The following is a 25,862-nucleotide window of genomic DNA, read 5'->3' on the forward strand; positions in this document are numbered from 1 at the left end:
TTGAGGAACCTCATGTTAACAATGACGTTTTTAGTCAAAACGCTGATCGACCTGTACGTGATGGTACTGCTGCTGCGTATCTGGATGCAGTGGTCACGCTGTGACTTCTATAACCCGCTGTCACAGTTTGTGGTGAAGATTACTCAGCCAATCATTAAGCCGCTGCGCCGCGTGTTACCGGCGCTGGGCCCGATTGATACCGCCTCACTGGTGTTGGCGTTTGTCCTGACTACGCTTAAATATCCGGTGCTGCTGCTGATTCAGGTCGGGGTGTTCTCCGTTGACCCGACCAACCTGCTGGTGGGCTTGTTGTCATTAGTAAAATCTGCCGGTTATCTGGTGTTCTGGGTCATCATCATCCGTTCACTGATGAGCTGGATCAGCCAGGGTCGCGGCCCGATTGATTACGTGTTGATTCAGTTGACTGAGCCGCTGATGGCACCGATTCGCCGCATTCTGCCTGCCATGGGCGGCATCGATTTCTCTGCCATGATTGTAATTCTGGTGCTCTACGCGCTGAATTTCCTCGGCATGGACCTGTTCCCAGGCCTTTGGTACCTGCTGTAATTCGTTAATCTGGAACTGTTATGCAAAAAGTTGTACTCGCCACCGGTAATCCGGGCAAAGTTCGTGAACTGGCCGATTTGTTAGCGGCTTTTGGCCTGGATATCGTGGCGCAAACCGAGTTGGGCGTGGAGTCAGCGGAAGAAACCGGCCTGACCTTCATTGAAAATGCCATCCTCAAAGCACGCCATGCGGCGCAGATTACTGGCCTGCCTGCGATTGCCGATGACTCCGGTCTGGCGGTGGATGCACTCGGCGGTGCGCCGGGCATCTACTCTGCACGCTACGCCGGCCTCGACGCCAGCGATCAGCAGAACCTGGAAAAGCTGCTGGTCGCGCTGGAAAATGTGCCAGATGGCCAACGTCAGGCGCAGTTTCATTGCGTGCTGGTATATGTGCGCCACGCGGCGGATCCGACGCCATTGGTGTTCCACGGTAGCTGGGCGGGCGAAATCACCCGTGCCGCGGCCGGCGAAGGCGGCTTCGGCTATGACCCGATTTTCTACGTGCCGGAACTGGGCAAAACCGCCGGTGAGCTGGCGAAAGATGAGAAGCGTGCCGTTTCTCATCGTGGCAAAGCATTGACGCTGTTGTTGGAAGCGATGCGCAATGCCTGAGTTACCTCCGTTAAGCCTCTACATCCACATTCCGTGGTGTGTGCAGAAGTGTCCATACTGTGATTTCAACTCTCACGCGTTAAAAGGCGAGGTGCCGCACATCGAGTATGTGCAGCACCTGCTCAACGATCTCGAACAGGATTTGCCGCTCACCGCCGGACGTGAAGTGCGCACCATCTTTATTGGTGGCGGTACACCGAGCCTGCTGAGCAGCAATGCGATGCAGATGCTAATGGATGGCGTGCGTGCGCGCCTGCCGTTAGCAGCCGATGCAGAAATCACCATGGAAGCCAATCCGGGCACCGTTGAAGCGGACCGTTTCAGCGGCTACCAGAAAGCCGGCATCAACCGTATTTCGATTGGCGTGCAAAGTTTTAGCCCACAGAAGCTGGAGCGTCTGGGTCGTATTCACGGACCCGAAGAAGCGGTCCGCGCGGCGCACCTGGCGGCCGGGCTGGGCCTGCGCAGTTTCAACCTCGACCTGATGCACGGCTTGCCGGATCAGTCTCTGGAAGAGGCGCTGGACGATTTGCGTCAGGCGATTGCGCTCAATCCGCCACATCTGTCGTGGTATCAGCTGACCATTGAGCCCAACACGCTGTTTGGCTCGCGTCCGCCGAAACTGCCCGATGACGATGCGCTGTGGGACATCTTTGAGCAAGGTCATCAGTTGCTGAGCGCCGCGGGCTATCAGCAGTATGAAACCTCAGCCTACGCCAAACCGGGCTATCGCTGCGAACACAATCTCAACTATTGGCGCTTCGGTGACTACCTCGGCATTGGCTGTGGCGCTCATGGCAAGCTCACCCAGCCGGACGGTCGGATTGTGCGCACGGTGAAAACCCGGCATCCACGCGGATTTATGAAGGGTAACTACCTCGATAAGCAGCACGACGTCGAGAACGAAGATAAAGCGTTTGAATTCTTCATGAACCGATTCCGCTTGCTGGAAGCGGCACCGCGCGCAGATTTCCGCCGCTACACCGGGCTGGATGAGCAGGAGATTCGACCACAGATAGACCAGGCGATTGTCGCCGGCTACGTGGATGAAACCGCAGAACACTGGCAAATCACGGAGAAAGGGAAACTGTTCCTGAACTCTCTGTTAGAGCTGTTCCTGCCTGAAGAGAAGTAATGATATGCGGATGGCCCAGTGAATACTGGGTTATCCGTTATGGCCTTTCGGTATTTTGTCTGAGCTGCAGCAACTGCGTATTAATAATGGCGATGTTCACCTCACAAGGTGCGCCATCATCAAGATAGACCGTTTCATAAATCTCTAACGCCGCACCATTCTGATTGAAATTCAGCAATCTAATCTGCTCTTCATCCGTCACATTGATGGCATTTAAGTGCTGTTCCCTGCGCTGCACCTTCTTACCGGTGATCTGCTCAATGTAGGAGTATTTGGATATTTCCAGCTTGCTGAATTCCATGCTGCTAAACATGCTGACCGGAAAGTGGTTATATTCCAGCGCGACCGGAATGTCGTCGAAGCTCATCAGACGCACCACTTTATAAATTTGATCGTTCGGCTTGATGCGCAACGCCTGAGCCATGTCAGCGGTAGGGACTTGCATGATGCTGACGGTGATAACTTTTCGAACCCCTTTGTACCCTTTCTTTTGCGCCTGAAAATCAAAGGGGGACAATGCGTGAAATCGGCCAACGTGATCGCTTTTTCCGGTCGAGCCGACGAACAGCCCCGAGCCCTTCACCCGATAAATGCGCTGCTGCTCAATGAGAATGCGTGTGGCTTCGCGTACCGTCGCCCGCGTGATACCGATGTTTTTGGCAATCGCAATTTCGGTGTCCAGTTTGTCACCCGGCAGCAGCCCGTCATCTTTGATTTTTTGCAGGAGGTAATCGAGCACCTCTTTTTGCTTCTCGGTAATGCCATCGGCCATCAACATGCTTCCCAATAAGTGTGCGAGTGCAAAGTTGCGCTCGGTGACTCAACACGTATGCCTGAATTTATTTTCATTGCGCCACCTCCACCGCTTATGGATGTGATCCAGTTAACGCTTTTGCATTCAATAGCAACATGTCCAGCCAGATTTCAATATTACATATTGTATCTGTACAGGTCGAGGAGCATTATCAAGATGACTAGACATCTTTAACTAATGAGTTTTTTACTCGCTTAACTAATAACAATAATTATTAGTAAGTTAAGGCAAAAAATCTTCTCATCAGCACAGAGAAGCTAAGACTGACGATTAAAAACACCACCAATACCAGGGAATTTCATTCAAACATGACTGTACATCTCATCATGGAAATGATGACAGCTTCAGTCACATTGACTTCAGGAGATCACCATGGCGCATCTCGCTAAATGGCTGAATGAAGAAAAAATTCAGTACCTCGATAACATCTCAAACTGGCAGGAGGCGATTGAGGTGGCAGGACGTCCTTTGCTGCAGGAAGGGGCGATTACGCAGGATTACATTGACACCATCATCCAGCAGAAGCTGGAAATTGGACCCTATTTTGTGATTGCGCCGCGCATCGCCATGCCGCATGCCCGACCCGAGCAAGGGGCTAAAAAGCTGGCGTTATCCGTGCTCAAACTGGCGCAGGGGGTCTCTTTTGATGCGGATGAAAACGACCCGGTAGACATCCTGTTTATGTTCTCCGCACCGGACAGCAACAGCCATATCGAAATGATTTCTCAGCTGGCTGAAGTCCTTTCCGATGAGGAAAAAATGGCACAGATCTTCAGCAGCACCAATCAAGCTGAACTCAGCACCCATTTGTTATCAGACAATTAATCATTCCGTTTAAAAATTAACGAGGTCAACGATGAAAATAATGGCAGTTTGTGGCTCCGGCCTGGGAAGCAGCTTCATGATGGAAATGAACATCAAGAAAGTGCTGAAAATGATTGATGTCACCGCTGACGTCGAACATTCCGATTTGGGTTCTGTGACGCCTGATGTAGCAGACGTGTTTGTGATGGCAAAAGACATTGCCTATAGCGCCAATCTTCCAGAAGACAAAGTGATCATCATTAACAACATCATTGATCTGAAAGAGATTGAGCAAAAAGTTCGTAGTTACTTCAATAAATAACACTCTCAACCTACTGAAAATAAAACATTTACCGCTGAGGTTATTATGTTTATACAAAACCTTTTACTGGTAGTTGTCGACGTGCTGAAAGTCCCCTCCATTCTGGTTGGTTTGGTGGCGATGTTTGGACTGATTGCACAAAGAAAACCGTTCCCGGACATCATCAAGGGCACGGTAAAAACTATCCTGGGTTTTCTGGTGTTGGCAGGTGGCGCAACGGTGTTGGTGGGTTCGTTAACCCCACTCGGCGATATCTTCAAACACGCTTTTGATGTACAGGGAATCATTCCAAATAATGAGGCGATGGTTTCCATTGCTTTAGAGAAGTACGGCGCACCCACCACGCTGATTATGGCGTTTGGTATGGTGGCCAATATCATTGTGGCGCGCTTCACCCGTCTGAAATACATCTATCTTTCAGGCCACGTGACGTTCTATATGGCCTGTATGATTGCCATTATTTTGTCGGTGGCGGGTTTCGAAGGTGTGCAGCTGATTTATACCGGCTCGCTCACTCTCGGCATGCTGATGGCGATCTTCCCGGCTATCGCGCAACCTCATATGCGTAAAATCATCGGCCACGACCAGGTTGCGTTAGCACATACCGGAACCGTGGGCTACGTGCTGTCAGGTTGGATTGGTTCATTAGTGGGTAAAGGTTCGAAATCCACTGAAGAGATGAACATGCCAAAAAACCTCAGTTTTTTGCGTGACAGCACCATCTCCATCTCACTCACCATGATGATTATTTACTTTATTCTGTCGGTGTCTGCTGGCCGGGAATATGTAGAGAGTCAGTTTAGCCATGGCCAGAACTATCTGGTGTACTCGTTCGTGCAGGCGATTACCTTTGCAGCTGGTGTGTTTATTATCCTGCAGGGTGTGCGCTTAATTCTGGCGGAAATCGTCCCGGCCTTCACCGGCTTCTCGGAAAAGCTGGTGCCGAATGCACGCCCGGCTCTGGATTGCCCAATCGTCTTCCCGTATGCACCTAATGCGGTACTGGTGGGCTTTATCTCCAGCTTCGTTGGTGGCTTGGTCGGGCTGTTCTTCCTCGGACAACTGCACTGGGTGCTGATTTTGCCAGGTGTGGTGCCGCACTTCTTCTGTGGTGCGACGGCGGGGGTGTTTGGTAATGCGACCGGTGGGAAACGCGGTGCGATGCTGGGTGCTTTTGCGCACGGTATCCTCATCACCTTCCTGCCAGTGGCACTGTTACCCGTGCTGGGTGCGATTGGGCTGACCAATACCACCTTCTCCGACACCGATTTTGGCGTCACCGGCATCATCCTCGGCAATATGGCACGCTACCTGGATAAAGGGATGATCATGATGATCATCACCGGCTGCTTCGCCTTGTTGGTTATCTACAACTATGTCGCCAGCAATAAAGCGACAGCAGAAGAAGCCAAAAGCGAGTAATGATTGAGACGTAGCGGCGCGATTGATCGCGTCGCTACGTTTATTAACCTTTAACGCTCTGCGTCAGTGCTTTGCGTTGGCCTTCCAGATCCGTCACCCGGTTACACACCTCGTGCCCGAAGTTCTGGAAATCTTGTTCCTGATTCTTCCACTCAGCCTGAACCGCCTGCTGTAAGCCACCCAAATTGCCCATAATCGCCTGCAATGGATTGCTACCGCTCGCCGCCTGGCTGCTGCCCATCTCGTTCAGGCTATCCTGCATAATCCCGCCGAGCGTACTTTGCACCAGCTTTTCGCCGTCTGCGCGCACTTGATCAATCGCCTGATGGTGGAAGGTCAAACCATCGGGACGATGCTCGATAATACGGTTCATCTGCTGTTTCAGCTGACCATCCAGAGTGGTGAGGCGATTACGCACGTTGCTGTTCGCCCCGAGTTTTTCCACAATCACTTTATCCAGTGCAATACGGCTGCGCTCCAGACGTGTAGAGGCACCGTTATCAACCCAAGGTAAATCACGGCGCAATGCGTTCTGGTAATCAATGGCTTTCTGGCGTGTCGCATTATCGACATTGGCTTTCTGACCGTTAAAGGTCACATCACCCTGCGGAGAGATTTCGAGGTTACCGTTGGTGCCCACCACCTGCACGCTCTGCGGTTTGATAATCACATCATCCTGGGGATTAACGCTGCACTGATAATCAGCCTGCGCCTGCGTCGCTGCGGCCAGCAGCAGTGCGGTAAGAAGAGCCTTACGAACCATGAAATCTTCCTTAAATAAAAGCCGCCCACGCCTTTGCTGTGAAAGCAGGTCAGGCGTAGGCGGCGCAGCGAATTGGGTGACGGCCAGCGCACAGTAACCGGAGCGTACATGAGTACGTGAGGGTTACGAGCACTGCCCGGTGCCCAATACGCAAGTGAGCTAGCCTGAAGCGAGATCTCAGACTAATAAATTACTTAGTCCCACCAAACGTCAAAGAGTTCAGTCACCTGGACATCTGACAGGTCGCGCTTCTCCAGCCACTTACGCACTAACTCGCGGTGCTCATCGGTGCATTTACCGGTTTCCTGCAGGCAAACCAGACCTTCCCACACCAGATAACCGCTGCCATCATAAGCCAGGCCATTAGGATCAATCACTTCAGTGATGAACTGATCCAGAGTGGCATCAATCTGCTCTTCAGTGGTGCCTTCGGCAAAACGCCAGGCAACCGAGAAGCCTAACTCCTGAAACTCATCAATATGCAGTTTTTTACGTAAACGACGGCTACGCTGTACGGCCATTATTTCACCCTCTCAAACATCAGATCCCATACGCCGTGGCCCAATCGCTGCCCGCGCTGCTCAAATTTGGTTAACGGACGCGTTTCAGGACGCGGCACGTAATCGTGACTTTCTGACAGGTTTTTATACCCGTCCACGCTGCTCATGATTTCCAGCATGTGCGTCGCATAATCTTCCCAGTCCGTTGCCATGTGGAAGACGCCGCCCAGCTTTAGCTTGCGCATCACCAGCTCAGCAAAAGGTACCTGCACAATGCGACGTTTATTGTGGCGCGCTTTATGCCATGGGTCCGGGAAGAACAGCTGCACCATACGCAGCGAGTTATCCGGGATCATCTGCTGCAGCACTTCGACAGCGTCGTGGCACATCACACGCAGATTCTCCACGCCCGCCTCTTTGGCCGAGGCCAGACACGCACCGACACCCGGCGCATGCACTTCCAGGCCGAGGAAGTTCTGATGGGGATTGTTCTGCGCCATGGTCACCAGCGAGGCGCCCATGCCAAAACCAATCTCCAGCACAACCGGGGCTTCGCGGCCAAACAGCGCCACCATATCCAGCGGCTCTTGCTGAAACTCGACGCCCATCTCCGGCCAGTAATTATCAAGAGCCAGCTGCTGTCCCTTAGTTAAGCGCCCCTGGCGACGCACAAAACTGCGGATACGGCGTAATGGCCGCCCGTTCTCATCAAATTCTGGGGTGATGACGTCATTTATCATGTTGAAGCCTGCTGGTTAGCCTATTCTGGGAAACGGGCATTATGCAAAGTTAGATAGCAGAAGCAAGCCTTTGCAATCTTCCGGTTTACACCCTGATGTCTCTGTGCTGGAATTCCTGCCTGATTGTAGAGTAAACACGGAAAATTTCCTTCTAATGATGCAAGCGCCGCTGTTCGCGCAACAGGTGCTGGAGTGGTATCACCGCTTTGGCCGTAAAACTCTGCCATGGCAGCAAGAGAAGACACCTTATAAGGTGTGGCTCTCTGAAGTGATGCTGCAGCAGACGCAAGTTGCCACCGTTATCCCATACTTTGAACGCTTTATGGCGCGTTTCCCGACGATCGCCGATCTGGCTGCGGCACCGCTGGATGAAGTGCTGCACCTATGGACCGGTCTCGGCTACTACGCCCGTGCGCGCAATTTGCATAAAGCGGCGAAACAGGTGGTCGATAAGCACGGTGGCGAATTCCCGCGCAATTTTGATGATGTCGCCGCACTGCCTGGCGTGGGGAGATCTACCGCTGGAGCCGTACTGTCACTGTCGTTGGGCCTGCATTTCCCGATTCTGGATGGCAACGTCAAACGCGTGCTGGCTCGCTGCTATGCCGTGGGCGGTTGGCCGGGGAAGAAAGACGTAGAGAAACGTTTGTGGCAGATCAGTGAAGAGGTTACGCCCGCTGAAGGGGTCAGTCAGTTCAACCAGGCGATGATGGATCTTGGCGCGTTAGTATGCACTCGCTCACGCCCTAAGTGTGAAATTTGCCCATTGAGCAATGGCTGTGTGGCTTACGCCAACAGCAGCTGGACTGAGTATCCGGGCAAGAAACCCAAAGTGACCATTCCAGAACGCAGTGGCTGGTTCTTGATGATTCAGCATGGTGACGAGGTATTCCTCGAACAGCGCCCACCAGTGGGCCTGTGGGGCGGCTTGTTCTGCTTCCCACAGTTCACCAGTGAGCAAGCGCTAACTGACTGGCTCGCCGAGCGCGGTATTCATGCCAAACCCCAGCAATTAACGACATTTCGTCACACCTTTAGCCATTTCCACTTAGATATTGTGCCTATGTGGCTGGCGTGGCCTTCTGCCGGGTCGCTGATGGATGAAGCGAGCGGTCTCTGGTATAACTTAGCGCAACCACCGTCAGTGGGATTGGCAGCGCCGGTTGAGCGCTTACTGCATGAACTGCGCCATCCCCAGCAGTTATCACTGCGTTCAAGCATGATCGAAGAGGAAGAGTAATGAGCCGCACCATTTTTTGTACGTTTCTGCAACGCGACGCTGAAGGTCAGGACTTTCAGCTCTATCCTGGTGAGATTGGCAAGCGCATCTATAACGAGATTTCTAAAGAAGCCTGGCAGCAGTGGATGTCCAAGCAGACCATGTTGATCAACGAGAAGAAGCTCAACATGATGAACCCGGAAGATCGCAAAGTGCTGGAGAAGGAGATGATCAATTTCCTGTTCGAAGGCAAAGATGTGCACATCGAAGGTTTCACCCCGCCGGAAAAATAACCGTTCAGGGCCTCCCTTTGAGGCCCTCTTTTTCGAATCAGGCACGCATTTACAATGAATAAAAAACTGATAGCCCTGTTGGTGATTGCACCACTTTTGGTTTCCTGCTCCGGACAAAAACAATCGCAGTATCATGAAGAGTGGGTTAAGGACACCAACGGTTTCGACATTCTGATGGGGCAGTTTGCCGCCAACATTGAAAATATTTGGGGAATCAATGAGGTTCTGATCGCCGGACCAAAGGATTACGTCAAATACAGCGACAGCTATTACACCCGCAGTCACATCAACTTCGACAGCGGTAGCATCACCATTGAGACCATCGCCGGTACCGATCCAATGGCCAGCTTGCGCCAGGCGATCATTACCACGCTATTAATCGGTGACGATCCGGGTAATGTTGATCTCTACTCCGATGCCAACGATATCCAGATCAGTAAAGAGCCGCTGCTTTACGGTCAGGTGCTGGATAACACCGGTCAACCGATTCGCTGGCAGGGTCGCGCCGCCAGCTTTGCGGATTACCTGATTCAGAACAAGCTGCAAAAACGCACCTCCGGCCTGCATGTGATCTGGTCTGTCACCATTCCAATGGTGCCGAACCACCTCGACAAACGTGCGCACAAATACCTGCCGCTGGTACGTAAAGCGGCTGAAGAGTATGGCGTTGATGCATCCTTGATTCTGGCGATTATGCAGACCGAATCGAGCTTCAACCCCTATGCGGTGAGCAACTCTGATGCTCTGGGCTTAATGCAGGTCGTTCAGCATACGGCCGGGGTGGATGTGTTCCGTATGAAAGGGAAATGGGGCAAACCAAGCCGCAGCTATCTGCTGGACCCAGCCAATAACATTGATGCCGGTACCGCGTATCTGTCGCTGCTGCAGAAGAGTTATTTAGGTGGAATTCAGGATCCGCTGTCACGTCGTTATGCGGTGATTACCGCTTACAACGGCGGTGCGGGAAGCGTACTGCGCGTCTTCTCCAGCGATAAAGATCGCGCCTTCTCAACCATCAACGGCATGTCGCCGAGCCAGGTTTATCAGACGCTGACCACCAACCATCCGTCAGCTGAATCTCGCCGTTATCTGTATAAAGTGAGCCAGGCGCAGCGCAGTTATCATCGGTATTGACGGAGTGGGTGGTCGCGGGAGAAGGGGCAGATCCAGCACTTAGGTAATATGTGCACTACCTAAAAAGTCCCCTCTCCCGCTTGCGGGAGAGGGTTAGGGTGAGGGTAATAAACCGCACCGTTTACACCATCATATTCGCCACCAGATGCTTACGACCGCTCTCATCTTCCTCGGTGTAAACCCCTTGCAGCTCCGGTGAGAAGCCAGGCAACAGATTTATCCCCTCTTCCAGCGCGAGGAAGTAGCGTTGTACCGCACCGCCCCACACTTCACCCGGCACCACACAGAGCACGCCTGGTGGATATGGCAAGGCACCTTCGGCTGCAATGCGGCCTTCTGCTTTGGCAATCGGCACCAGCTCAACTTCACCACGAATATAGGCCTGATGCGCATCCTGCGGGTTCACCTCCACTTTCGGGAAGCACGCCTCACGGAACATCGCCTTCTGCAGATCTTTCACATCGTAGCTAACATAAAGATCGTGCATTTCCTGGCACAGGCGGCGCAGCGTGTAGCCTTTGTAGCGCTCAATATTCTTGCGATAAACACTCGGCAGCACTTCCGCCAGCAGCGCATCCTCTTTCACGTGGTTTTCAAACTGCTCCAGCATCGCCACCAGGTGCGCCATCTTCTCGGTGTTCTCCGCTGGGGTCAGCAGGAACAGGATGGAGTTGAGGTCGCACTTCTCTGGCACAATGCCGTTTTCACGCAGATAGTTCGCCAGGATGGTCGCCGGAATACCAAAGCTGGTGTACTCACCGCTGGCGGCATCAATGCCTGGCGTGGTCAGCAGCAGCTTGCAGGGATCGACTAAATATTGCCCCTCGTCGTAACCCGCGAATCCGTGCCATTTAGCGCCCGGTTCAAAGCTAAAGTAAGCAGGATCGGCAGCAATCGCGTCGGTTTCGGCGGATTGCCACAGCTTGCCGTGCACTTTCTCTGGCACGAACGGTTGGATCATCTCGCAGCGTTCCAGAATCGCTTTACGTGCATCAATGCCATGGGTGACGCAGTCATGCCACATGCTGCGCCCCGCATCGCCCTGGTGCATTTTGGCGTTGATATCCAGAGCAGCAAACAGCGGATAGAACGGGCTGGTTGAGGCGTGCAGCATAAAGGCATTGTTCAAACGCTTATGAGGACAGAAGCGTTTCTGCCCGCGGATGTGGTTGTCTTTTTTGTGGATTTGCGAAGTCTGGGAGAAACCCGCCAGCTGCTTATGCACCGACTGCGTAACAAAAATGCCGGGATCGTTTTCGTTGAGTTCCAGCGTCAGCGGCGAGCAGCCTGCCATCAACGGAATAAACTGCTCGTAGCCCAGCCACGCGGAGTCAAACAGGATGTAATCACACAGGTGGCCGATGCGGTCCACCACCTGACGCGCGTTATACACGGTGCCGTCGTAGGTGCCGAGTTGGATGATTGCCAAACGGAACGGACGCTGATCTTTGGCACGATGCGGCGCCACTTTTTGTACCTGCTCACGCAGATAAGCCTCATCGAAACAGTGCGCATCAATGCCACCAATAAAGCCAAACGGGTTGCGGGCCGCTTCCAGATACACTGGCGTGGCTCCCGCCTGAATCAGCGCGCCGTGGTGGTTAGATTTGTGGTTGTTACGGTCGAACAACACCAGGTCGCCCCGGGTCAGCATGGCGTTGGTCACCACTTTATTGGCGCTGGAGGTGCCATTCAGCACGAAGTAGGTTTTGTCGGCGTTAAAGACTTTGGCGGCAAACTTCTGCGCATCTTTGGCTGATCCTTCATGGATCAGCAAATCACCTAATTTGACGTCGGCGTTGCACATATCGGAACGGAAGACGTTCTCGCCATAGAATTCATAGAACTGACGGCCCGCCGGATGTTTGCGGAAAAACGCACCGCCCTGATGGCCAGGGCAAGCAAAGGTGCTGTTCTGCATATCGACATAGCGGGTGAGCGTATCGAAGAATGGCGGCAGCAGGTCAGATTCATAGGCTTGCGCGGCGTCTTCAAGCGCCTCCCACTCTTCCTCAGCGCCATTGATTTCGCCGGTCACGCCCGGCAGCTTTAGCACTTCTTCATCGAACGCGTTAGCCACAAACACCGGCAAATTAAAGCCGGTCTGGCGCAACAGCGTTAACACGCCGCTGCGCGTATCCGCCAGTGAGACGACAACCGCCGCCACATCCGTAAAATCAGTATTGTCCAGCGTCACCACATCACGTGCGGTGTTCAGGCTGAGGCTTGGTGCTACCGCTACGCTGGCAGCGATTTTCAATGGATTCATAACACAAATCCCCGTAATGAAGGATGAGTGAGTGCCAGTGGCACAGCAATGAGGAAATTTCCCCGGCGAATAACGTCACTTCGGGCGGTTCAACCACCACAACCGATAGACATCAGTAAAGTCAGATCGCGTCTGTCTTTAGTCATGTCCAAAAGCATAGCGCGTTAAGCTGGCCTCACCGCATGGTGAGCGAGAAATGCGAACAACAGATGACGGAGAAACGCGGGTGGCGAATGCGCAGTGTTACGAGCATGGCAGCGTCCTCAGTGGTCAGGCGGAAGGTAATGAACTGGGGCGCAATGATGGCATCTTTTTTTTACTGGAACAACCCGTGCAAAGAGATTTCTACGCATAATCAACAATATATAACCATTTGATTAATAATGCATTATCAGATCAAGCCATGATAAAAACGCTTAAATATCTTTGTGTTATGAAAATTTATGCAAGGTATTACCAGAAGCCTGTTGTTCCCTTATTTGAGAGGCGTAAGATGCCAGTAACTTTCCTCAACCAGCCGGAGGCTGCATGTTCAAGGCATTGGTCATTGAAAATGATGAACAGGGATACCGCACATCCCTGCAGGATCTCTCAGAAAAACAGTTGCCCGACCAGGATGTCACTCTCGAAGTCAGCTACTCTACGCTCAACTACAAAGACGCACTTGCCATCTGCAATAAAGGGCCGATTGTGCGGCAGTTTCCGATGGTGCCCGGTATCGATTTTGTCGGTCGCGTGATCAACAGCCGCCACCCTGAGTGGCAGCCGGATGATGTCGCCCTGCTCACTGGCTGGGGCGTGGGTGAGAAGTACTGGGGCGGTCTGGCGCAGAAGGCCAGTGTTTCCGGGGACTGGCTGGTAAAAGTCCCGGCGGCACTGAGTCCGCTGCAAACCATGGCGATTGGCACAGCCGGTTTCACCGCCATGCTGTGTGTGCTGGCACTGGAAAAACAGGGCATCACGCCGCAGCACGGTCCCGTTTTGGTGACGGGTGCCAGCGGTGGCGTGGGCAGTTTTAGCGTCAGCCTGCTGTCGCGCTTGGGCTATGAGGTCGTCGCCTCCAGCGGCCGCGCCAGCGACAGTGATTACCTGATCAATACCTTGGGAGCGACCTCGATTATCGATCGCGGCGAACTGAGCGCGCCGGGTAAACCACTGGCGAAAGAGCGTTGGGCTGCGGCGATTGATAGCGTTGGCAGCCATACGCTGGCCAATGTGCTGGCAGGCATCAAACGCGATGGCGTGGTCGCTGTCTGCGGCATGGCGCAAGGTCTGGATCTGCCCACCAGCGTGGCGCCATTTATTCTGCGCGGTGTGGTGTTGGCCGGTGTCGATAGCGTGATGTGTGCCAAGCCGTTGCGCCAGCAGGCGTGGCAGCGACTGGCAGAGCTGGTGGATGGCGCACTGCTGAAGCAGTTAACCAAAGTGATCCCGTTGAGTGAAGCGCGTGAAGGTGCCGAAGCGCTGCTGGCAGGTGAAGTACGCGGCCGATTGATTGTGGATTGTCGCTAACGATTTGGTCGCCATAAATGGCGTAATGCTTGTCATTTAAGAACTCAGGCTGCTTATTGATAAGTGGCCTGACTGTTCAGTGCGGGCTCTGCCGCCACTACTGCCCCCTCAGGGCCGTCCTCGCGCCGCTAAAGCGGTGCCTTCGACTTCCACGTCGTGCCGGACGGACCGTTCGCGGATGACCATCCATGGTCGGCCGCGAACTGCCCTACGCCTCCCCGCGTGGGGCTCCTGGCCCAACGTAAAAGTCTCAGCGCTGCGGATAACCCTGAGGGGGCAGCAGAGGCGTCAGAGCTTCAGACAATGTGCCCTTTTTGACAACCCGCACTGAAGCTAATGAGCCGGCTGGGGCCGCACCGGGGCTGGCATCCGCAGCGCTGAACGGAATGAGTCTGCCAGGAGAGCCCGCAGGACGCGGGCGAAAGGTGGCGCTGGAACATGGATGTTACATCGGCACCGGTCCGTTAAGGCAGACGAGTGAAGTGAAGGCACCGCGTAGCGGCGCGAGGACCGCCAGCCCCGGTGCGGCTCCAGACGGCGTTACTGTCAGTCGCTTAACTGACAAGCATTACGCCCGCAGCTGAATCTGCGGCCTTCCCTGCTCTTGTGGCATCACCACGTGCAGGTCCGCCTGATACCAGCGCGTCAGCGTGCTTTCTGTCATCACCTCTTGCGGCGCGCCCTGCGCCACCAGCTTGCCCTGATGCAGCAACAAAATACGATCGGACCACAGCGAAGCCAGATTGAGATCGTGCAGCACGGTACAGACGCTGAAGCGCCCGTTGCGCGTCAATTTATGCAGCAGACGCAAACTGTACTGCTGCCAAAACAGATCCAGTGCCGAGGTCGGCTCATCCAGAAACAGCCAGCCGCGCGGGCCATCATCGTGCCACAACTGCGCCAGTACCCGCGCCAGTTGCACCCGCTGCTGCTCCCCACCCGAAAGCGAGCGATAATCACGCTTTGCCAGCTCAAGGCTGCCGGTAATCTGCATCACTTCCTCAATCACCGCTTTGGATTTACTGGCAGGCCAGGGCGCACGCCCCATCGCCACCACCTCTTCGGCAGGCAGCGGGAAAGTCACACTGTTTTGCTGACGCATTACCGCGCGACGTTGCGCCAGTGGCTCACGCGGCCACTCATTCAACGGACGATCGCCCAGCCAACATTCACCCGCATCAGGCGTCAGAAACCCGGTCAGCAGACGCAGTAAGGTGGATTTGCCCGCGCCGTTGGGGCCAATCAGGGCGATCATCTCGCCTGGCGCGAAGGTGACGGAGACATCATCAATCAGTGCACGCGCACCATGGCTAAAACGCAGGCCGCGAGCCTGCATTGAATCACTCATTCATCCCCCTTTGCTGGCGCAGAATCAGCCAGAGAAACCACGGCCCCCCCAGTAAACTGGTGAGTAAACCCACCGGCATCTCTGCGGGGATCACCACTGTGCGTGCCAGCGTATCCGCCAGTAACAGCAAAATCGCACCCGCTAACGCGGAGCCCGGCAACATCCAGCGATGATCGCTACCGACACAGAAACGCATCACGTGCGGCACCACTAACCCGACAAAGCCGATAATTCCGCTTACAGATACCGCCGTGCCCACCAGCAGTGCGCTCAGCACCAGCAGCTCGCGCTGGGTGCGCTTCACATCAATCCCCATGTAGTGCGCATCTTCCTCGCCCAGTTGCAGCAGGTTAAGACGGCGCGCACGGGTCTGAATGGCAACCAGCCCAGGAAGGATCAGTACCGCACACACCGCCAGACTCGGCCATTGCGCGGCGCTCAAACTGCCCATGCCCCACAGCGCCAGCTGGCGAAGCTGTTGATCATTACTGAGCCAGGAAAGCACCCCAACTGCCGCACCGCACAGGGCATTAATCGCGATACCAATCAGCAGTAAACGTGACAGATTTCCCAACGCCAGGCGGCTAAAACTAAAGATCAGCAGCGTGACAATCAGGCTGCCAATAAATGCCGCAATCGAGGGTAACCACAGCGCCAGCAGCGGTGGTAAGCTCAGTGGCACCACAATCGACACCGCCACCGCCAGCCCGGCACCACTGCTGATACCCAGCAAACCAGGATCGGCCAGCGGGTTGCGGAACAAGCCCTGCATCACCGCACCGGATACCGCCAGCGCCATACCGAGCAGCACCGCCAGCAGCACGCGCGGCAGACGAATATTGAGCCAGATCTGCCACGCCATATCGCTGAGCGGTGCATGAAACAAGGTGCGCATCGAGAGCGGCATCGCGCCGAAATTGGCGGCCATCAGCATGCAAACCACCATGCTGATGCCCATCAATAGCAGCCAGCGCATCACGGCGGCATTAGTCATGTTTTACCGCTTCAGCGGCTTTGCGCAGCTTAACGATAGTCTCTGGCGTATCCAGACCAAAGCTCAGCAGTGCCATCTCGTCCACCACCAGCAGCGCATGATGCTGACCCGCAGGCGTCAACGCCAGGCCCGGCAGCGACCAGATTTTATCCTCGCCACCCAGCGTGCGCAGGCCATCTTCACCCACCACCACCAGATCGGGTGCCGCTGCCACTACCCCTTCCTGCGACAGTTGCTGATAATGCGGGATAGCGGCCATGGCGTTGACCAGACCGGCACTGCGAATGGCGGCATCTGCGCCGGTTTGATTTCCTGCCGCCTGGGTACGCATGCCGCCATGCGCCATCACAAACAGCACTTTCACCGGCAACGGCTGCTGTGGAATCTGCGCACGCTGCTTATTCACTTTTTCAATCAGCGCTTTAGCTTCATCTTCACGATGCAACGCTTTGCCGATGGTGGCGATTTTTTCCGGGATCGCATCAAGGCTGGTTTTGCCGGTGACATCCACCACTTTCACGCCCGCGCTCTCAACCTGCTGCAATACCAGCGACGGTTTCGCCAGCTCACTGGTCAGCACCAGCGTGGGTTTCAGCGCCAGAATGCCTTCGGCGTTGAGTTGGCGGATATAGCCAATATCCGGCAGCTTATTGGCCTGCGCCGGATGCTGGCTGGTGCTGTCGCGTGCCACCAGATCAGCCTGCCCATCGAGCGCATAAATGATTTGCGTGACGTCCCCGCCAATCGAAATCACCCGCTCGGCGGCCCATGTCGGCAGTGCCAGCGCGCCCAGCAGTAACAGCGTCAAACGTTTCATGCCGTTGCTCCTAATGCCGTGACCTGCTCACGCCAGCGCGCCTGCTCAGGTGTGCCTTCGCTACGCTGACCATACAGCTGTGCGATCTGCGTGCCGTCAGCAGCGAAGAGTTCGAGGCTGGTGACGAAGCCATCACCGCTTGGTTTGCGCGTGACCCAGCTTTCGGCAATGTGATCCGCCATCAGATGCAGGGTGAAAGTTGGGTTGAAGATGTTGACCCAGTTGTCCATCGGCATCAGCTTCTCCACCGCACCGGTGAAGATCTGCGTGCAACCGCGATTGCCGATAAAGATCATGATTTCGTTACCATCCTGCTGCGCCTGATCCAGCAACTGGGCCAGTGAATCATTACTCACCTGGCGCGCCAGATCGTCAGGCACCGCGTGGAACGCCTGCTGGCGAGAAATATTGTGACGCTTCAGTAAGCCAAAGAACTGATGCACATCGGTAATGGCGCGCCATTCAGCTTCCACTTTTCCGGCATCAATAGCGTGGCTATATTCCGGCGCAGCCGCAGGTTGCGGATCAAGTGGCGCAGCCGCTTCGACGCTGAATTCGGCGATCAACGCATCCCATGCCGCCATGTTGGTGTTATCCGTGGTGTAGATTTTCAGCACCGCATCGGCGTGGCGGTCAAAGATCTGAATGCTTTGACGCTCACCGCGCGCGGTCTGCTCACGAAGGAAGAAAGCGCTGTGCCATTGTGCCGGGAACAGACGTTGATCCAGCGCGCGCGGGTTAAGAATCAGCCCGGCATGTTCGCCGAGATGCAGGTTTTCATATTTCCCTACCTGCTCATGCACCGCATATTCGTTGCGGGTGATGCTTTTGGTTTCGCCAACAGCTTCCAGCGCTTTCAGCAACGCCGGGAAATCCGCTTTTAACGCTTGTGCATCCTGGCCGACGCGCGCTTCACACAGCTGCGCTTCGCCAATGCCCATTAATGCCGCCAGATCGCGGGCATACTTTTTCGGATGTTCGCCTTTCAGTGCGAGGTAGTGATCGTAACGTGGGTTCATTGCTCTTGCTCCATGAAAAGGCCCTGCGCGAACGCAGGGCGAAAAAGTGATTAGAAGTCGACGTTCACACCGAGCTGGAAGGTGCGGCCTGGCTGAGTTGCCAGCGCGATATCATTACGATCTTGCGCAGTATCGCTGGTCATTTCGCGGCTGCTCAGGTAATCCCAATATTTGCGATCTGTCAGGTTGTACACGCCACCGCTCAGCTTGACGTTCTTCATCACCTGCCAGTACGCCGTCAGATCAACCATGCCGTAGCCTGGCACACGTTCGTAATCGGTGGTGGAATCCGTCAGTGCAGTTCCGGTGTTGGTATAGCTCTGGCGATTGGTCGCGGTGGCTTTTTTACCTTTCACGAAGGTCGCGGTAACTGCTGCACCGTATTCATTCTGTGGTGCATCCCAACCCAGACCCAGTACCGCTTTCATTGGTGGTACGCTTTCCAGATCGACATAGCGGTCGCCGAGGTAGCTGGACTTCGATTTACCTTCGTTATAGCTAAAGGCGAAGCGCGCGCTCAGGCCCTGCACTTCCTCGAACCAGGTACCGAAGTTCACTTTTCCACTCAGCTCTGCACCATAGATATAGGCTTTATCGCGGTTCTCTGCCTGATAAGTGGTGTAGATGTTGCTCGGAACGTTGGTGAATTTCTCCGGGTTGCTCGAACGCATGTAACGGTTGTATGCAATGAAGTTTTTATAGGCGTTATAGTAAACCGCCGTGTTCATTACCACGCCTTCAGTCGGCTGCCCTTTCAGGCCCCATTCGAAGTTGTTACTGGTTTCAGTTTTCAGATCCGGATTACCGATCAGCGCGTACTGCTGGCTGCCCGCGTAGCTGGAACCAAGGTTCCATGAACCATACAGCTGGCTGGCGTTCGGGAACTGCGCGCCACGCTTGTATTGCAGGTAGGTCATCAGGTTTGGCGTCAGCTCGTACTGGAATGCCAGTGACGGCAATACCTGAGTATCACTGTTGCCCGAGCCGTACAGCGTTTCCACTTCTGATTCGGTCAGTACGGTACTGCCGGTGGTCAGGCTGCTGAGGTTCTGCGGTTTGGTATTCTGGTACGCAACGCGCACGCCAGGGATCACCGACAGATTGTGGCTATCCAGATCAAAGTTGATCTTATCCTGCACGAAACCGCCCAGCGTGTAGCTGCGGCTGTCCGCTTCTGGCTGCATGATCACACTGAAAGTACTTGGCGTTGGCGATTGACGGAATGGACGTTCGGTATCTTCCAGACGACCATTCAGGCCCGCACTGATTTCATGGCGGCCCAGGGTTTTCGCCAGACGCGTTTCGAAGCCATAGCTGTCGGTATTGTAGTCCGAATAAACCGTTTCATAGGCTGACGCGCTGGAAGGCATGTAAGTGTTGTCATGCGCTTCGGTGTGCTGCCAATAGATACGCGTATTCAGGCTGTCGATGAAATCGTTATACGGTGTGTATTCGTCCGCCAGGCTCAAGCCAAAGCGACGGGTATCGCTCTGCTGCTGCGCGGTGCCATAAACGGTATTGCCGGAGGTATCCCAGCTGTCGTAATGGGTGTGATTGGTTTTGTGGTAGAAGTCTGCGGTACCGGTAATTTTGTGCGCGTCATTTGGCTCCCACACCACGCTGCCCAGCAGTGCGTCAGAGTGCCAGTTGGCGGGATAAGCGCCACGGCTGGCATCGTTATTCTGCGTTTCCTGACCATCGCGGCGGCTGTAAACAAAGATGCCGCGCAGCTCCTGATCGCCCGCTGCCGCTGTGATGCCGTTATGCCAGCTACGGTTGGAAGAGTCGAAATCACTCTGATAACCAAAGTAGGTTTCTTTGCCTGGGCGCAGGTAGTCATCTGGTGTCTTGTTACGGAATGACACTGCGCCGCCGATAGCGGTATTCGCCTGGTCAACGGAGGTGGCGCCTTTATCGATATCCACGCGACCAAACATGTAAGGATCGATGTAGTCACGGCCAATGCCAAAGGTATCTAAACCGGCGCGGCTGACATAGCTACGTCCTGTGGCATCCGGCAGCGAAACCCCATCGACGTTGATATCGACACGGTTGCTCTCCAGACCACGGATGTTATAGCCAGTGTAACCCGCGCGGTCGAAGCCGCTTTTACCCGCTGAAGATCCGCCGCTCGCACCGGTTGCGGTGACGCCCGGTTCGTAACGCATGATAGTACCGAAATCGTTGCCACCATCGCGCTGCATATCAGCGGCGGTAATGGTGCTTTTGCTTCCGGCCTGTTTTTCCAGTTTCGGCGCAGTTACCGTCATAACGGGTTCAGCAGCCGTGGTTTTATCAGAAGATAGGGCAAGTGTCGTGTTGTCGCTGGCGGCATAGCTGCAAGCGGCGTGTATAGCGGAAGACAAAATGGCAACTTTAAACAGACGTTGCTGGGTCATTCCCTGAAAGAGTGAAGACATGCGCGAAATACCTGGTTAATTGTTAGTATTCGCTCACTGGATTGCCGCCAAAAAAACGCGATATGCGTTAAAAAACCGTAAAATGTGTGGACTTATTTTATGTAATAAATAATTTCGTCAGGAATGTAATGCAATTGGTAATCATTATCAATAAACTTTACACTAAGATGTATCTTAGACCGCACAATTTGTTAACTTGTTTATAATCAATAATTAAGAAGAGGCATGTTATGTCGCAAAAACCGGCTGTGACCATTTACTACTGCACTCAGTGCAACTGGCTGCTGCGATCGGCGTGGATGGCGCAGGAGTTGTTACATACTTTTGCTGAAGACTTAAGCGCAGTGACGTTAAAACCGGGTACTGGTGGTGTGTTTGAAATCAGTATCGATGGTCAGGTGATTTGGGAGCGTAAGCAGGAAGGCGGATTCCCGGATGCGGCGGCGCTGAAGCAGCGCGTGCGCGATTTCTGCTGGCCCGACCGCGAGCTGGGACATGTGGATAAGAAGAAGCCTGGCTAATCGAGGTGCGCATAAATGCGCACACTACATTCCGCAGCACACATTTGTAGGTGTCGCCATTAATGGCGACCGCAGCTAATTAACCCTCGGCCTCATGTTTCTGCGGCCATAACAGACGATCCTGCGCAGTACTCAGCGTCACAATCGCAGGATGATAGATAGCGAATGATTCCGCCAGCGGGCATACCATGTATTTACCTTGCTGGCTGGGCACAAACTCTGAGCGTGGCATAAACGCCGCTCCTTCAAAACCCTGCTCCATCATCTCCAGCACTAGCCGAGGTTCCGACACCTTGATGCTGATATTGACCTGACTGAGGCTGCTGAACAGCTTATTACGCAGCATCTCATAAGTGCCTTCACCGCCAATGCGGTGCAAGAGAATCAGTGGGATACCGCTGAGATCGGCGAAATTGAGGGTTTTTCCCGCCAGCATAGCGCTGTAATGTGCTGAAACCACGGTAATGGTATCGATGGGTTGCAACTCGCGTACAAACCAGGGTTGACGGTCTTGAGGTATCTGCATCAGAGCGATATCCACACTGTGATCGATCAGCATTGCTTCCAGATGACTGGAATCAGACACCACGACGTTGATGTCCCAGTCGGGGCGGTTTTGGTAATAATCCATCAGGATCGGCGTGAAGTAGCGCAGATAAAGGTAGGAGATACCGATGGTAACGCGGCGCTGTTTACGTGTGGCGATGGTCACTGTCTGTCGCTGCAAACTGTTGACCTGGCTGAGAATATCGCAGGCACGACGATAGAGAAAACTGCCCGCCTCAGTCAGCACCATGGCGCGCGATGTGCGGGTGAATAAGGGAGAACCGATCTCCTCTTCCAGCTCCTGCAAACGTTTTCCCAACGGCGGTTGTGCGATATTCAATAGCTTCGCGGCTTTACTGATCGAGCCCTGTTCCGCTATCGTGCAAAAATAGTGCAATCGTTTCAGATCCATGGTGCCTCCACGCCTTATTCGCGCTTATTTTAACATGGCCAAAATCGATCCAACCGCGCTGAACGCAAGCTTAGTGGATATAGCTGCTCCACAAATGACTCACCGGCATCACCAGCACCAACGCCGGTAACATGTTGGCCACCGGGAAGGATTTAATCCCCGCGATACGAAAACCCGCTGCCAGCATCACAAACCCGCCAGCCGCCGTGAAGTCGCTCATCATCGGTGCCGTGGTGTGTGGCATAATCAGCACCGCGGCGGAAGCCAGCACCAGTTGTACCAGCAACTGTGGCACAGCAATAACCGCCACCGCATACCCCAGCAGCGTGGCAAAAATCGCCGCCGTGAAGATATCCATGATCGATTTCACCAGCAGGATGTTGGCATCGTGCGTCATGCCTTCGGTCATGGCACCAATAATGCCGGTACCACTGGCACAGAACAGCACCATGATCGCCACATACTTCTCGGTGAACGCTTCACCGCTCAGGCCGCCTTCGGCAGGCTGGCTTTAAAAGCGACTCACCAGCCCTTTCGCCAGATTTCCCAAACGGCCAATCTTCTCCTCCAGATAAACCAGTTCACCGATGGCGGCTCCGAGGATCAGCGCCAGGATCACCGCAGGCATACTGTGGATCTTACCGATCAGCACAATTCCGAGGCCCATCGACGACAGGCCGAAGGTCATTGGCAACGCGACGCGCAGCCTTTCAGGCACTTTGGTGCCGAGAAAAGCGCCCACCAGCCCGCCAATCAGCACGGCACTGCCGTTGACAAAGGGTCCCACTACCATAATTTTCTCCTTACTTATCGTTGTTATTTTCACCCCAGCGTTTGAGATTGCCCACGTCGAGATCGAACAGATCAAGGGCGCGCGCCACACTGTGATGCACCATCTCATCCACCGACTGCGGCTGCTGATAGAAGGCGGGAACCGGAGGGTAGATAATGCCGCCCATCTCGGTCACCGCTTGCATATTGCGGATGTGTGCCAGATTGAGCGGCGTTTCACGCACCATCAGTACCAACCGACGCCGTTCTTTGAGAATCACATCAGCTGCACGCGTCAGTAGATTACTGGTCAGCCCATGAGCAATCGAGGCCAACGAGTTCATTGAGCAGGGCGCAATCAACATCCCGAGAGTCTTGAAAGATCCGCTGGAGATAGAAGCCCCCAGGTTGCTGATGCTGTGAACCTCATCGGCTAAATCCACCACATCCTGCCGTTGCCAGTGGGTTTCCATTGAGCGTGTCACTTCTGCCCCCTTGGTCACCACCAGATGCACCTCGACATCTTGGTCGCGCAGCAGATGCAACGCCTTCATGCCGTACTGAAACCCTGACGCGCCGCTGATGCCGACGATAATCCGCCTTCTGCTCACTGCCACCTCACTTACTCAAAATCGGGTAGAAAACGTTTCACATCGACTTCTTTGAACTTCGAACGTTCGAAATGCGCTTTCATATGCCACGGCACGGTGCAGTCAAAGATGGTTTTGCAGGTCACGCCCTGCTGGCTGATGCTGGCACTGTATTCCGGCACCTGGGAAGGATCGAGCGGATGGCAGCGCACACCGGGAATGGTGAGGGTATCGACATCGCCTTGATAGCGAGTTTGCATTGCCCACAGAATGTCGTCGGTGTCGAACACATCCACATCGTCATCCACCAGGATCACATGCTTGAGTTCAGAGAAAGCGGCAAAAGCGATCAGGGCTGCCTGACGCTGACGCCCTTCATCCACCGCCGATGACTTTTTGAACTGGATCACCGCCAACAGCTTGCCACCGCCGGAAGTGTGCGCATTGACGTTCAACACCCTGCCAGGCATTGCACGATCCAGCATATCGAGAATGCTGGCTTCAGTTGGAATACCCGCCATGCTGACGTGTTCACCACTGGGGCCCAGCGTGGTTTGCAGGATCGGGTGTTTACGGTGGGTCACGGCTTTCACTTTGATCACTGGTAACTCGGCTTTGGCTTCGCCGGTATAGCCCGGAAATTCCGGCATCGCTTTGCCGGTATTGGTGTTCTGATCCTCCCGTACACGCACGTTTGGCAGCAGCTCACCTTCAATCACGATCTCCGCATGAGCAATGGCTTTTTCGTTGATGCTAACGCAAGGGGCCAGTTGAACCGGATAACCGCGCAGCGCACCGGCAATACTGAGTTCGTTGAAGCCAAGAGGCGTGGTGGGCGGTTCAAAGCAGGCGGCGATCTCAATTGCGGGATCGACACCGATACTGATGGAGATTGGCAATGGCTTACCGGCCTGCTCGGCTTTTTCACGGAAAGCATCAATGTGGCGGCCAGGCGTTAACCACATTGAGAGTTCGTCACGGCTTTGAATGCACAGGCGATGAATGGTGATATCGGATTCATGGGTGTCAGGATCGGAGGCGTAGCACATGCCCATGGTGAAATACGGACCAGCATCCTCTTCGGTGTTGGTCGGTGCAGGTAACAAAGTACGCAGATCAAAGCCAGGATCTTCGGCGTAGTGCACCACTTCCTGACAAGCCGGTTTGGTGCTGGTCACCACTGGCGCGATGGCATGATGAACCGAATCTTTCAGCAGGAAGCCGAGTTTTTCTGGCGGGCAGTTAAGCAGATGGCCGACACGCTCACGCGTTGACATCAATCCGGTTACCACCCGCACATCCGGGAAGCCTTTCACCTTATTGAACATCATCGCCGGGCCTTTGCGCGTAGGACGTTCGCAAGTGCCACCCGCCCCGACATAGCGATAAACACCCGAAAGCTCAGCGTGGGGATCGACTTCAGTATCAGTGCTGACAAACTCACCTTTGATGCCGGTCAGTAAGGCAATCGCCGAGCGCAGATCGTGTACGGCTGGGGTTTTGGTTTCAGACATATTTCTCTCCATAAACGCGTTAACTGCAATGGAGAAAAAGTAGCGCTAAATAAAAATGGGGGGAACTACCGTTTATATTTATCAGCTAAACCTTTTTGGTATGGCTGTAATAATTCATGTTGAGTTGTTTTATTTTTATTAATTTAAAACAGAAAAATTAACATAAGAGAGAATAAAAAAAGCGCGATAAATCGCGCTGTTATGCTGTTAACTATTGGCGATTTTTTCGGTGGCTTCGTTCAACGCATTAATCACCACCTCAAGCGCTTCAGGCGAAATATCTTCCTGCGCCAGACGATGATTCAAGGTATGTCGGATATTATGAATGGCCTGTTCCATTTCCGGAATACTGCGATTATTCACCAGAATGGCTAACGAAGTCAGGCGCTCAATAATAGTCGCAACATTGTCGCCATTCTCGGCTAATAATGCCAGACCACCTTCGTTAAGCGCATAGGCTTTACGAGACGCATGGGCATCCACGACGCGGATCGCATCCATCTCTTCCAGAAGCGTTAAGTTGGGATAGATAATGCCTGGGCTTGGCGAGTACTCCCCTTTCGACAGCTCTTCAACCGACTTGATCAGCTCATAGCCATGTGCCGATCCGTTCGCCAGGAAGTGCAACATCAATAAACGGATATCACTGGCGTCCAGCATCCTTTCTCGTCGCTTTTTACGCGCACCTGCACAGATTGCACGCTGTGCATTTTCGGACTGCCATGGAAAATCCCGCTGATGTTTCATTGCCTTCCCTGAGGTCAATTAAGGGAGGTTGATAGTAGTCTGCCGCCTGGCAAAA

General features: G+C 54.1%; 26 protein-coding genes and 1 pseudogene. 12 read left to right on the top strand and 15 right to left on the bottom strand.

The features are described 5' to 3' along the window. Nucleotides 1–12: 12 nt before the first annotated feature. Genes ACPUC8_RS13550 through hemW form a run of 3 tightly spaced genes read left to right on the top strand, consistent with a single transcriptional unit; the run spans nucleotide 13 to nucleotide 2,316 of the window. The gene (locus ACPUC8_RS13550; RefSeq protein WP_039327279.1) at nucleotides 13–567 is read left to right on the top strand and encodes a YggT family protein; all 555 of its coding nucleotides are present in this window, start codon (nucleotides 13–15) and stop codon (nucleotides 565–567) included. A gap of 20 nt (nucleotides 568–587) precedes the next feature. Continuing rightward, on the top strand, nucleotides 588–1,181 hold the full coding sequence (locus ACPUC8_RS13555) for an XTP/dITP diphosphatase (protein ID WP_494926509.1): 594 nt from the start codon (nucleotides 588–590) through the stop codon (nucleotides 1,179–1,181). Further along, the gene (gene hemW, locus ACPUC8_RS13560; protein ID WP_494926510.1) at nucleotides 1,174–2,316 is read left to right on the top strand and encodes a radical SAM family heme chaperone HemW; all 1,143 of its coding nucleotides are present in this window, start codon (nucleotides 1,174–1,176) and stop codon (nucleotides 2,314–2,316) included. The genes ACPUC8_RS13555 and hemW overlap by 8 nt, the downstream gene beginning before the upstream one ends. 37 nt (nucleotides 2,317–2,353) lie before the next feature. Here the strand turns inward: hemW and ACPUC8_RS13565 are convergent, their stop codons facing one another. Beyond that, nucleotides 2,354–3,088, bottom strand: coding sequence for a GntR family transcriptional regulator (locus tag ACPUC8_RS13565; RefSeq protein ID WP_494926511.1), 735 nt, complete (start codon nucleotides 3,086–3,088; stop codon nucleotides 2,354–2,356). A 414-nt stretch (nucleotides 3,089–3,502) separates the two neighbouring features. Between ACPUC8_RS13565 and ACPUC8_RS13570 the strand changes: the two genes are divergently transcribed. Genes ACPUC8_RS13570 through ulaA form a run of 3 tightly spaced genes read left to right on the top strand, consistent with a single transcriptional unit; the run spans nucleotide 3,503 to nucleotide 5,678 of the window. Further along, nucleotides 3,503–3,955: a PTS sugar transporter subunit IIA gene (locus ACPUC8_RS13570; protein WP_494926512.1), complete on the top strand. Its 453-nt coding sequence runs from the start codon at nucleotides 3,503–3,505 to the stop codon at nucleotides 3,953–3,955. 31 nt (nucleotides 3,956–3,986) lie between these two features. Next, on the top strand, nucleotides 3,987–4,256 hold the full coding sequence (locus tag ACPUC8_RS13575) for a PTS sugar transporter subunit IIB (RefSeq protein WP_039327264.1): 270 nt from the start codon (nucleotides 3,987–3,989) through the stop codon (nucleotides 4,254–4,256). A 45-nt stretch (nucleotides 4,257–4,301) separates the two neighbouring features. Beyond that, nucleotides 4,302–5,678 (top strand): PTS ascorbate transporter subunit IIC, encoded by a 1,377-nt coding sequence (gene ulaA / locus ACPUC8_RS13580; protein ID WP_283227189.1) that lies wholly within the window; start codon nucleotides 4,302–4,304, stop codon nucleotides 5,676–5,678. A 43-nt stretch (nucleotides 5,679–5,721) separates the two neighbouring features. Here ulaA and ACPUC8_RS13585 read toward each other — a convergent pair whose 3' ends face one another. The 3 genes from ACPUC8_RS13585 to trmB all read right to left on the bottom strand — a co-directional run bounded on the left by ACPUC8_RS13585 (nucleotide 5,722) and on the right by trmB (nucleotide 7,681). After that, nucleotides 5,722–6,441: a YggN family protein gene (locus tag ACPUC8_RS13585; protein WP_494926513.1), complete on the bottom strand. Its 720-nt coding sequence runs from the start codon at nucleotides 6,439–6,441 to the stop codon at nucleotides 5,722–5,724. 194 nt (nucleotides 6,442–6,635) lie between these two features. Then, entirely contained in the window at nucleotides 6,636–6,962 is a 327-nt protein-coding gene (locus ACPUC8_RS13590) for a YggL family protein (protein ID WP_494926514.1), read from the bottom strand. Then, complete coding sequence (gene trmB / locus ACPUC8_RS13595) at nucleotides 6,962–7,681, bottom strand: tRNA (guanosine(46)-N7)-methyltransferase TrmB (protein WP_039327249.1); 720 nt, start codon at nucleotides 7,679–7,681, stop codon at nucleotides 6,962–6,964. Before trmB ends, ACPUC8_RS13590 begins: the two co-directional genes overlap by 1 nt. A gap of 154 nt (nucleotides 7,682–7,835) precedes the next feature. Here trmB and mutY point away from each other — a divergent pair, with 154 nt between their 5' ends. The 3 genes from mutY to mltC are packed head-to-tail and all read left to right on the top strand — an operon-like array spanning nucleotide 7,836 to nucleotide 10,327. After that, nucleotides 7,836–8,921 (top strand): A/G-specific adenine glycosylase, encoded by a 1,086-nt coding sequence (gene mutY / locus ACPUC8_RS13600; RefSeq protein ID WP_494926515.1) that lies wholly within the window; start codon nucleotides 7,836–7,838, stop codon nucleotides 8,919–8,921. Further along, complete coding sequence (locus tag ACPUC8_RS13605; RefSeq protein WP_034823278.1) at nucleotides 8,921–9,193, top strand: oxidative damage protection protein; 273 nt, start codon at nucleotides 8,921–8,923, stop codon at nucleotides 9,191–9,193. The genes mutY and ACPUC8_RS13605 overlap by 1 nt, the downstream gene beginning before the upstream one ends. A 54-nt stretch (nucleotides 9,194–9,247) precedes the next feature. Further along, nucleotides 9,248–10,327, top strand: a complete 1,080-nt coding sequence (mltC, locus tag ACPUC8_RS13610; protein ID WP_039327242.1) for a membrane-bound lytic murein transglycosylase MltC — start codon at nucleotides 9,248–9,250, stop codon at nucleotides 10,325–10,327. 121 nt (nucleotides 10,328–10,448) lie between these two features. Here mltC and ACPUC8_RS13615 read toward each other — a convergent pair whose 3' ends face one another. After that, entirely contained in the window at nucleotides 10,449–12,596 is a 2,148-nt protein-coding gene (locus ACPUC8_RS13615) for an ornithine decarboxylase (RefSeq protein WP_494926516.1), read from the bottom strand. A 196-nt stretch (nucleotides 12,597–12,792) separates the two neighbouring features. On the opposite strand from ACPUC8_RS13615, the gene ACPUC8_RS13620 reads away from it, so the two are divergent. Together ACPUC8_RS13620 and acuI are read left to right on the top strand one after the other, a co-directional pair. Continuing rightward, on the top strand, nucleotides 12,793–12,951 hold the full coding sequence (locus tag ACPUC8_RS13620; protein WP_167347651.1) for a hypothetical protein: 159 nt from the start codon (nucleotides 12,793–12,795) through the stop codon (nucleotides 12,949–12,951). 173 nt (nucleotides 12,952–13,124) lie between these two features. Then, on the top strand, nucleotides 13,125–14,108 hold the full coding sequence (gene acuI, locus ACPUC8_RS13625; protein WP_494926517.1) for an acrylyl-CoA reductase (NADPH): 984 nt from the start codon (nucleotides 13,125–13,127) through the stop codon (nucleotides 14,106–14,108). Between the two features lie 568 nt (nucleotides 14,109–14,676). Here the strand turns inward: acuI and ACPUC8_RS13630 are convergent. The 5 genes from ACPUC8_RS13630 to ACPUC8_RS13650 are packed head-to-tail and all read right to left on the bottom strand — an operon-like array spanning nucleotide 14,677 to nucleotide 20,706. Next, nucleotides 14,677–15,456, bottom strand: coding sequence for a heme ABC transporter ATP-binding protein (locus tag ACPUC8_RS13630; RefSeq protein ID WP_494926518.1), 780 nt, complete (start codon nucleotides 15,454–15,456; stop codon nucleotides 14,677–14,679). After that, nucleotides 15,449–16,450, bottom strand: coding sequence for a FecCD family ABC transporter permease (locus ACPUC8_RS13635; RefSeq protein WP_039327226.1), 1,002 nt, complete (start codon nucleotides 16,448–16,450; stop codon nucleotides 15,449–15,451). Before ACPUC8_RS13635 ends, ACPUC8_RS13630 begins: the two co-directional genes overlap by 8 nt. Then, entirely contained in the window at nucleotides 16,443–17,267 is an 825-nt protein-coding gene (locus ACPUC8_RS13640) for a heme/hemin ABC transporter substrate-binding protein (protein WP_494926519.1), read from the bottom strand. Before ACPUC8_RS13640 ends, ACPUC8_RS13635 begins: the two co-directional genes overlap by 8 nt. Next, nucleotides 17,264–18,286, bottom strand: a complete 1,023-nt coding sequence (locus ACPUC8_RS13645) for a hemin-degrading factor (protein WP_494926520.1) — start codon at nucleotides 18,284–18,286, stop codon at nucleotides 17,264–17,266. The genes ACPUC8_RS13640 and ACPUC8_RS13645 overlap by 4 nt, the downstream gene beginning before the upstream one ends. A gap of 50 nt (nucleotides 18,287–18,336) precedes the next feature. Next, nucleotides 18,337–20,706 (bottom strand): TonB-dependent hemoglobin/transferrin/lactoferrin family receptor, encoded by a 2,370-nt coding sequence (locus ACPUC8_RS13650; protein ID WP_058969068.1) that lies wholly within the window; start codon nucleotides 20,704–20,706, stop codon nucleotides 18,337–18,339. A gap of 230 nt (nucleotides 20,707–20,936) precedes the next feature. On the opposite strand from ACPUC8_RS13650, the gene ACPUC8_RS13655 reads away from it, so the two are divergent. Beyond that, nucleotides 20,937–21,227: an Rdx family protein gene (locus tag ACPUC8_RS13655; RefSeq protein ID WP_058969066.1), complete on the top strand. Its 291-nt coding sequence runs from the start codon at nucleotides 20,937–20,939 to the stop codon at nucleotides 21,225–21,227. 79 nt (nucleotides 21,228–21,306) lie between these two features. Here ACPUC8_RS13655 and ACPUC8_RS13660 read toward each other — a convergent pair whose 3' ends face one another. The 5 genes and pseudogenes from ACPUC8_RS13660 to ACPUC8_RS13680 form a co-directional block, all read right to left on the bottom strand. Then, nucleotides 21,307–22,185 carry a LysR family transcriptional regulator gene (locus tag ACPUC8_RS13660; protein WP_494926521.1) on the bottom strand — a complete coding sequence of 293 codons (879 nt, stop codon included), beginning with the start codon at nucleotides 22,183–22,185 and terminating at the stop codon, nucleotides 21,307–21,309. Nucleotides 22,186–22,255: 70 nt separating this feature from the next. After that, nucleotides 22,256–22,978, bottom strand: a pseudogene (locus tag ACPUC8_RS13665) (DUF554 domain-containing protein). A gap of 10 nt (nucleotides 22,979–22,988) precedes the next feature. Then, on the bottom strand, nucleotides 22,989–23,567 hold the full coding sequence (locus ACPUC8_RS13670; RefSeq protein ID WP_494926522.1) for a UbiX family flavin prenyltransferase: 579 nt from the start codon (nucleotides 23,565–23,567) through the stop codon (nucleotides 22,989–22,991). Between the two features lie 11 nt (nucleotides 23,568–23,578). Next, on the bottom strand, nucleotides 23,579–25,060 hold the full coding sequence (locus ACPUC8_RS13675; RefSeq protein WP_058969058.1) for a UbiD family decarboxylase: 1,482 nt from the start codon (nucleotides 25,058–25,060) through the stop codon (nucleotides 23,579–23,581). 207 nt (nucleotides 25,061–25,267) lie between these two features. After that, nucleotides 25,268–25,807 (bottom strand): PadR family transcriptional regulator, encoded by a 540-nt coding sequence (locus tag ACPUC8_RS13680; protein WP_494926523.1) that lies wholly within the window; start codon nucleotides 25,805–25,807, stop codon nucleotides 25,268–25,270. Between the last annotated feature and the right edge of the window lie 55 nt (nucleotides 25,808–25,862).

Source organism: Pantoea sp. CFCC18177, assembly GCF_059412425.1.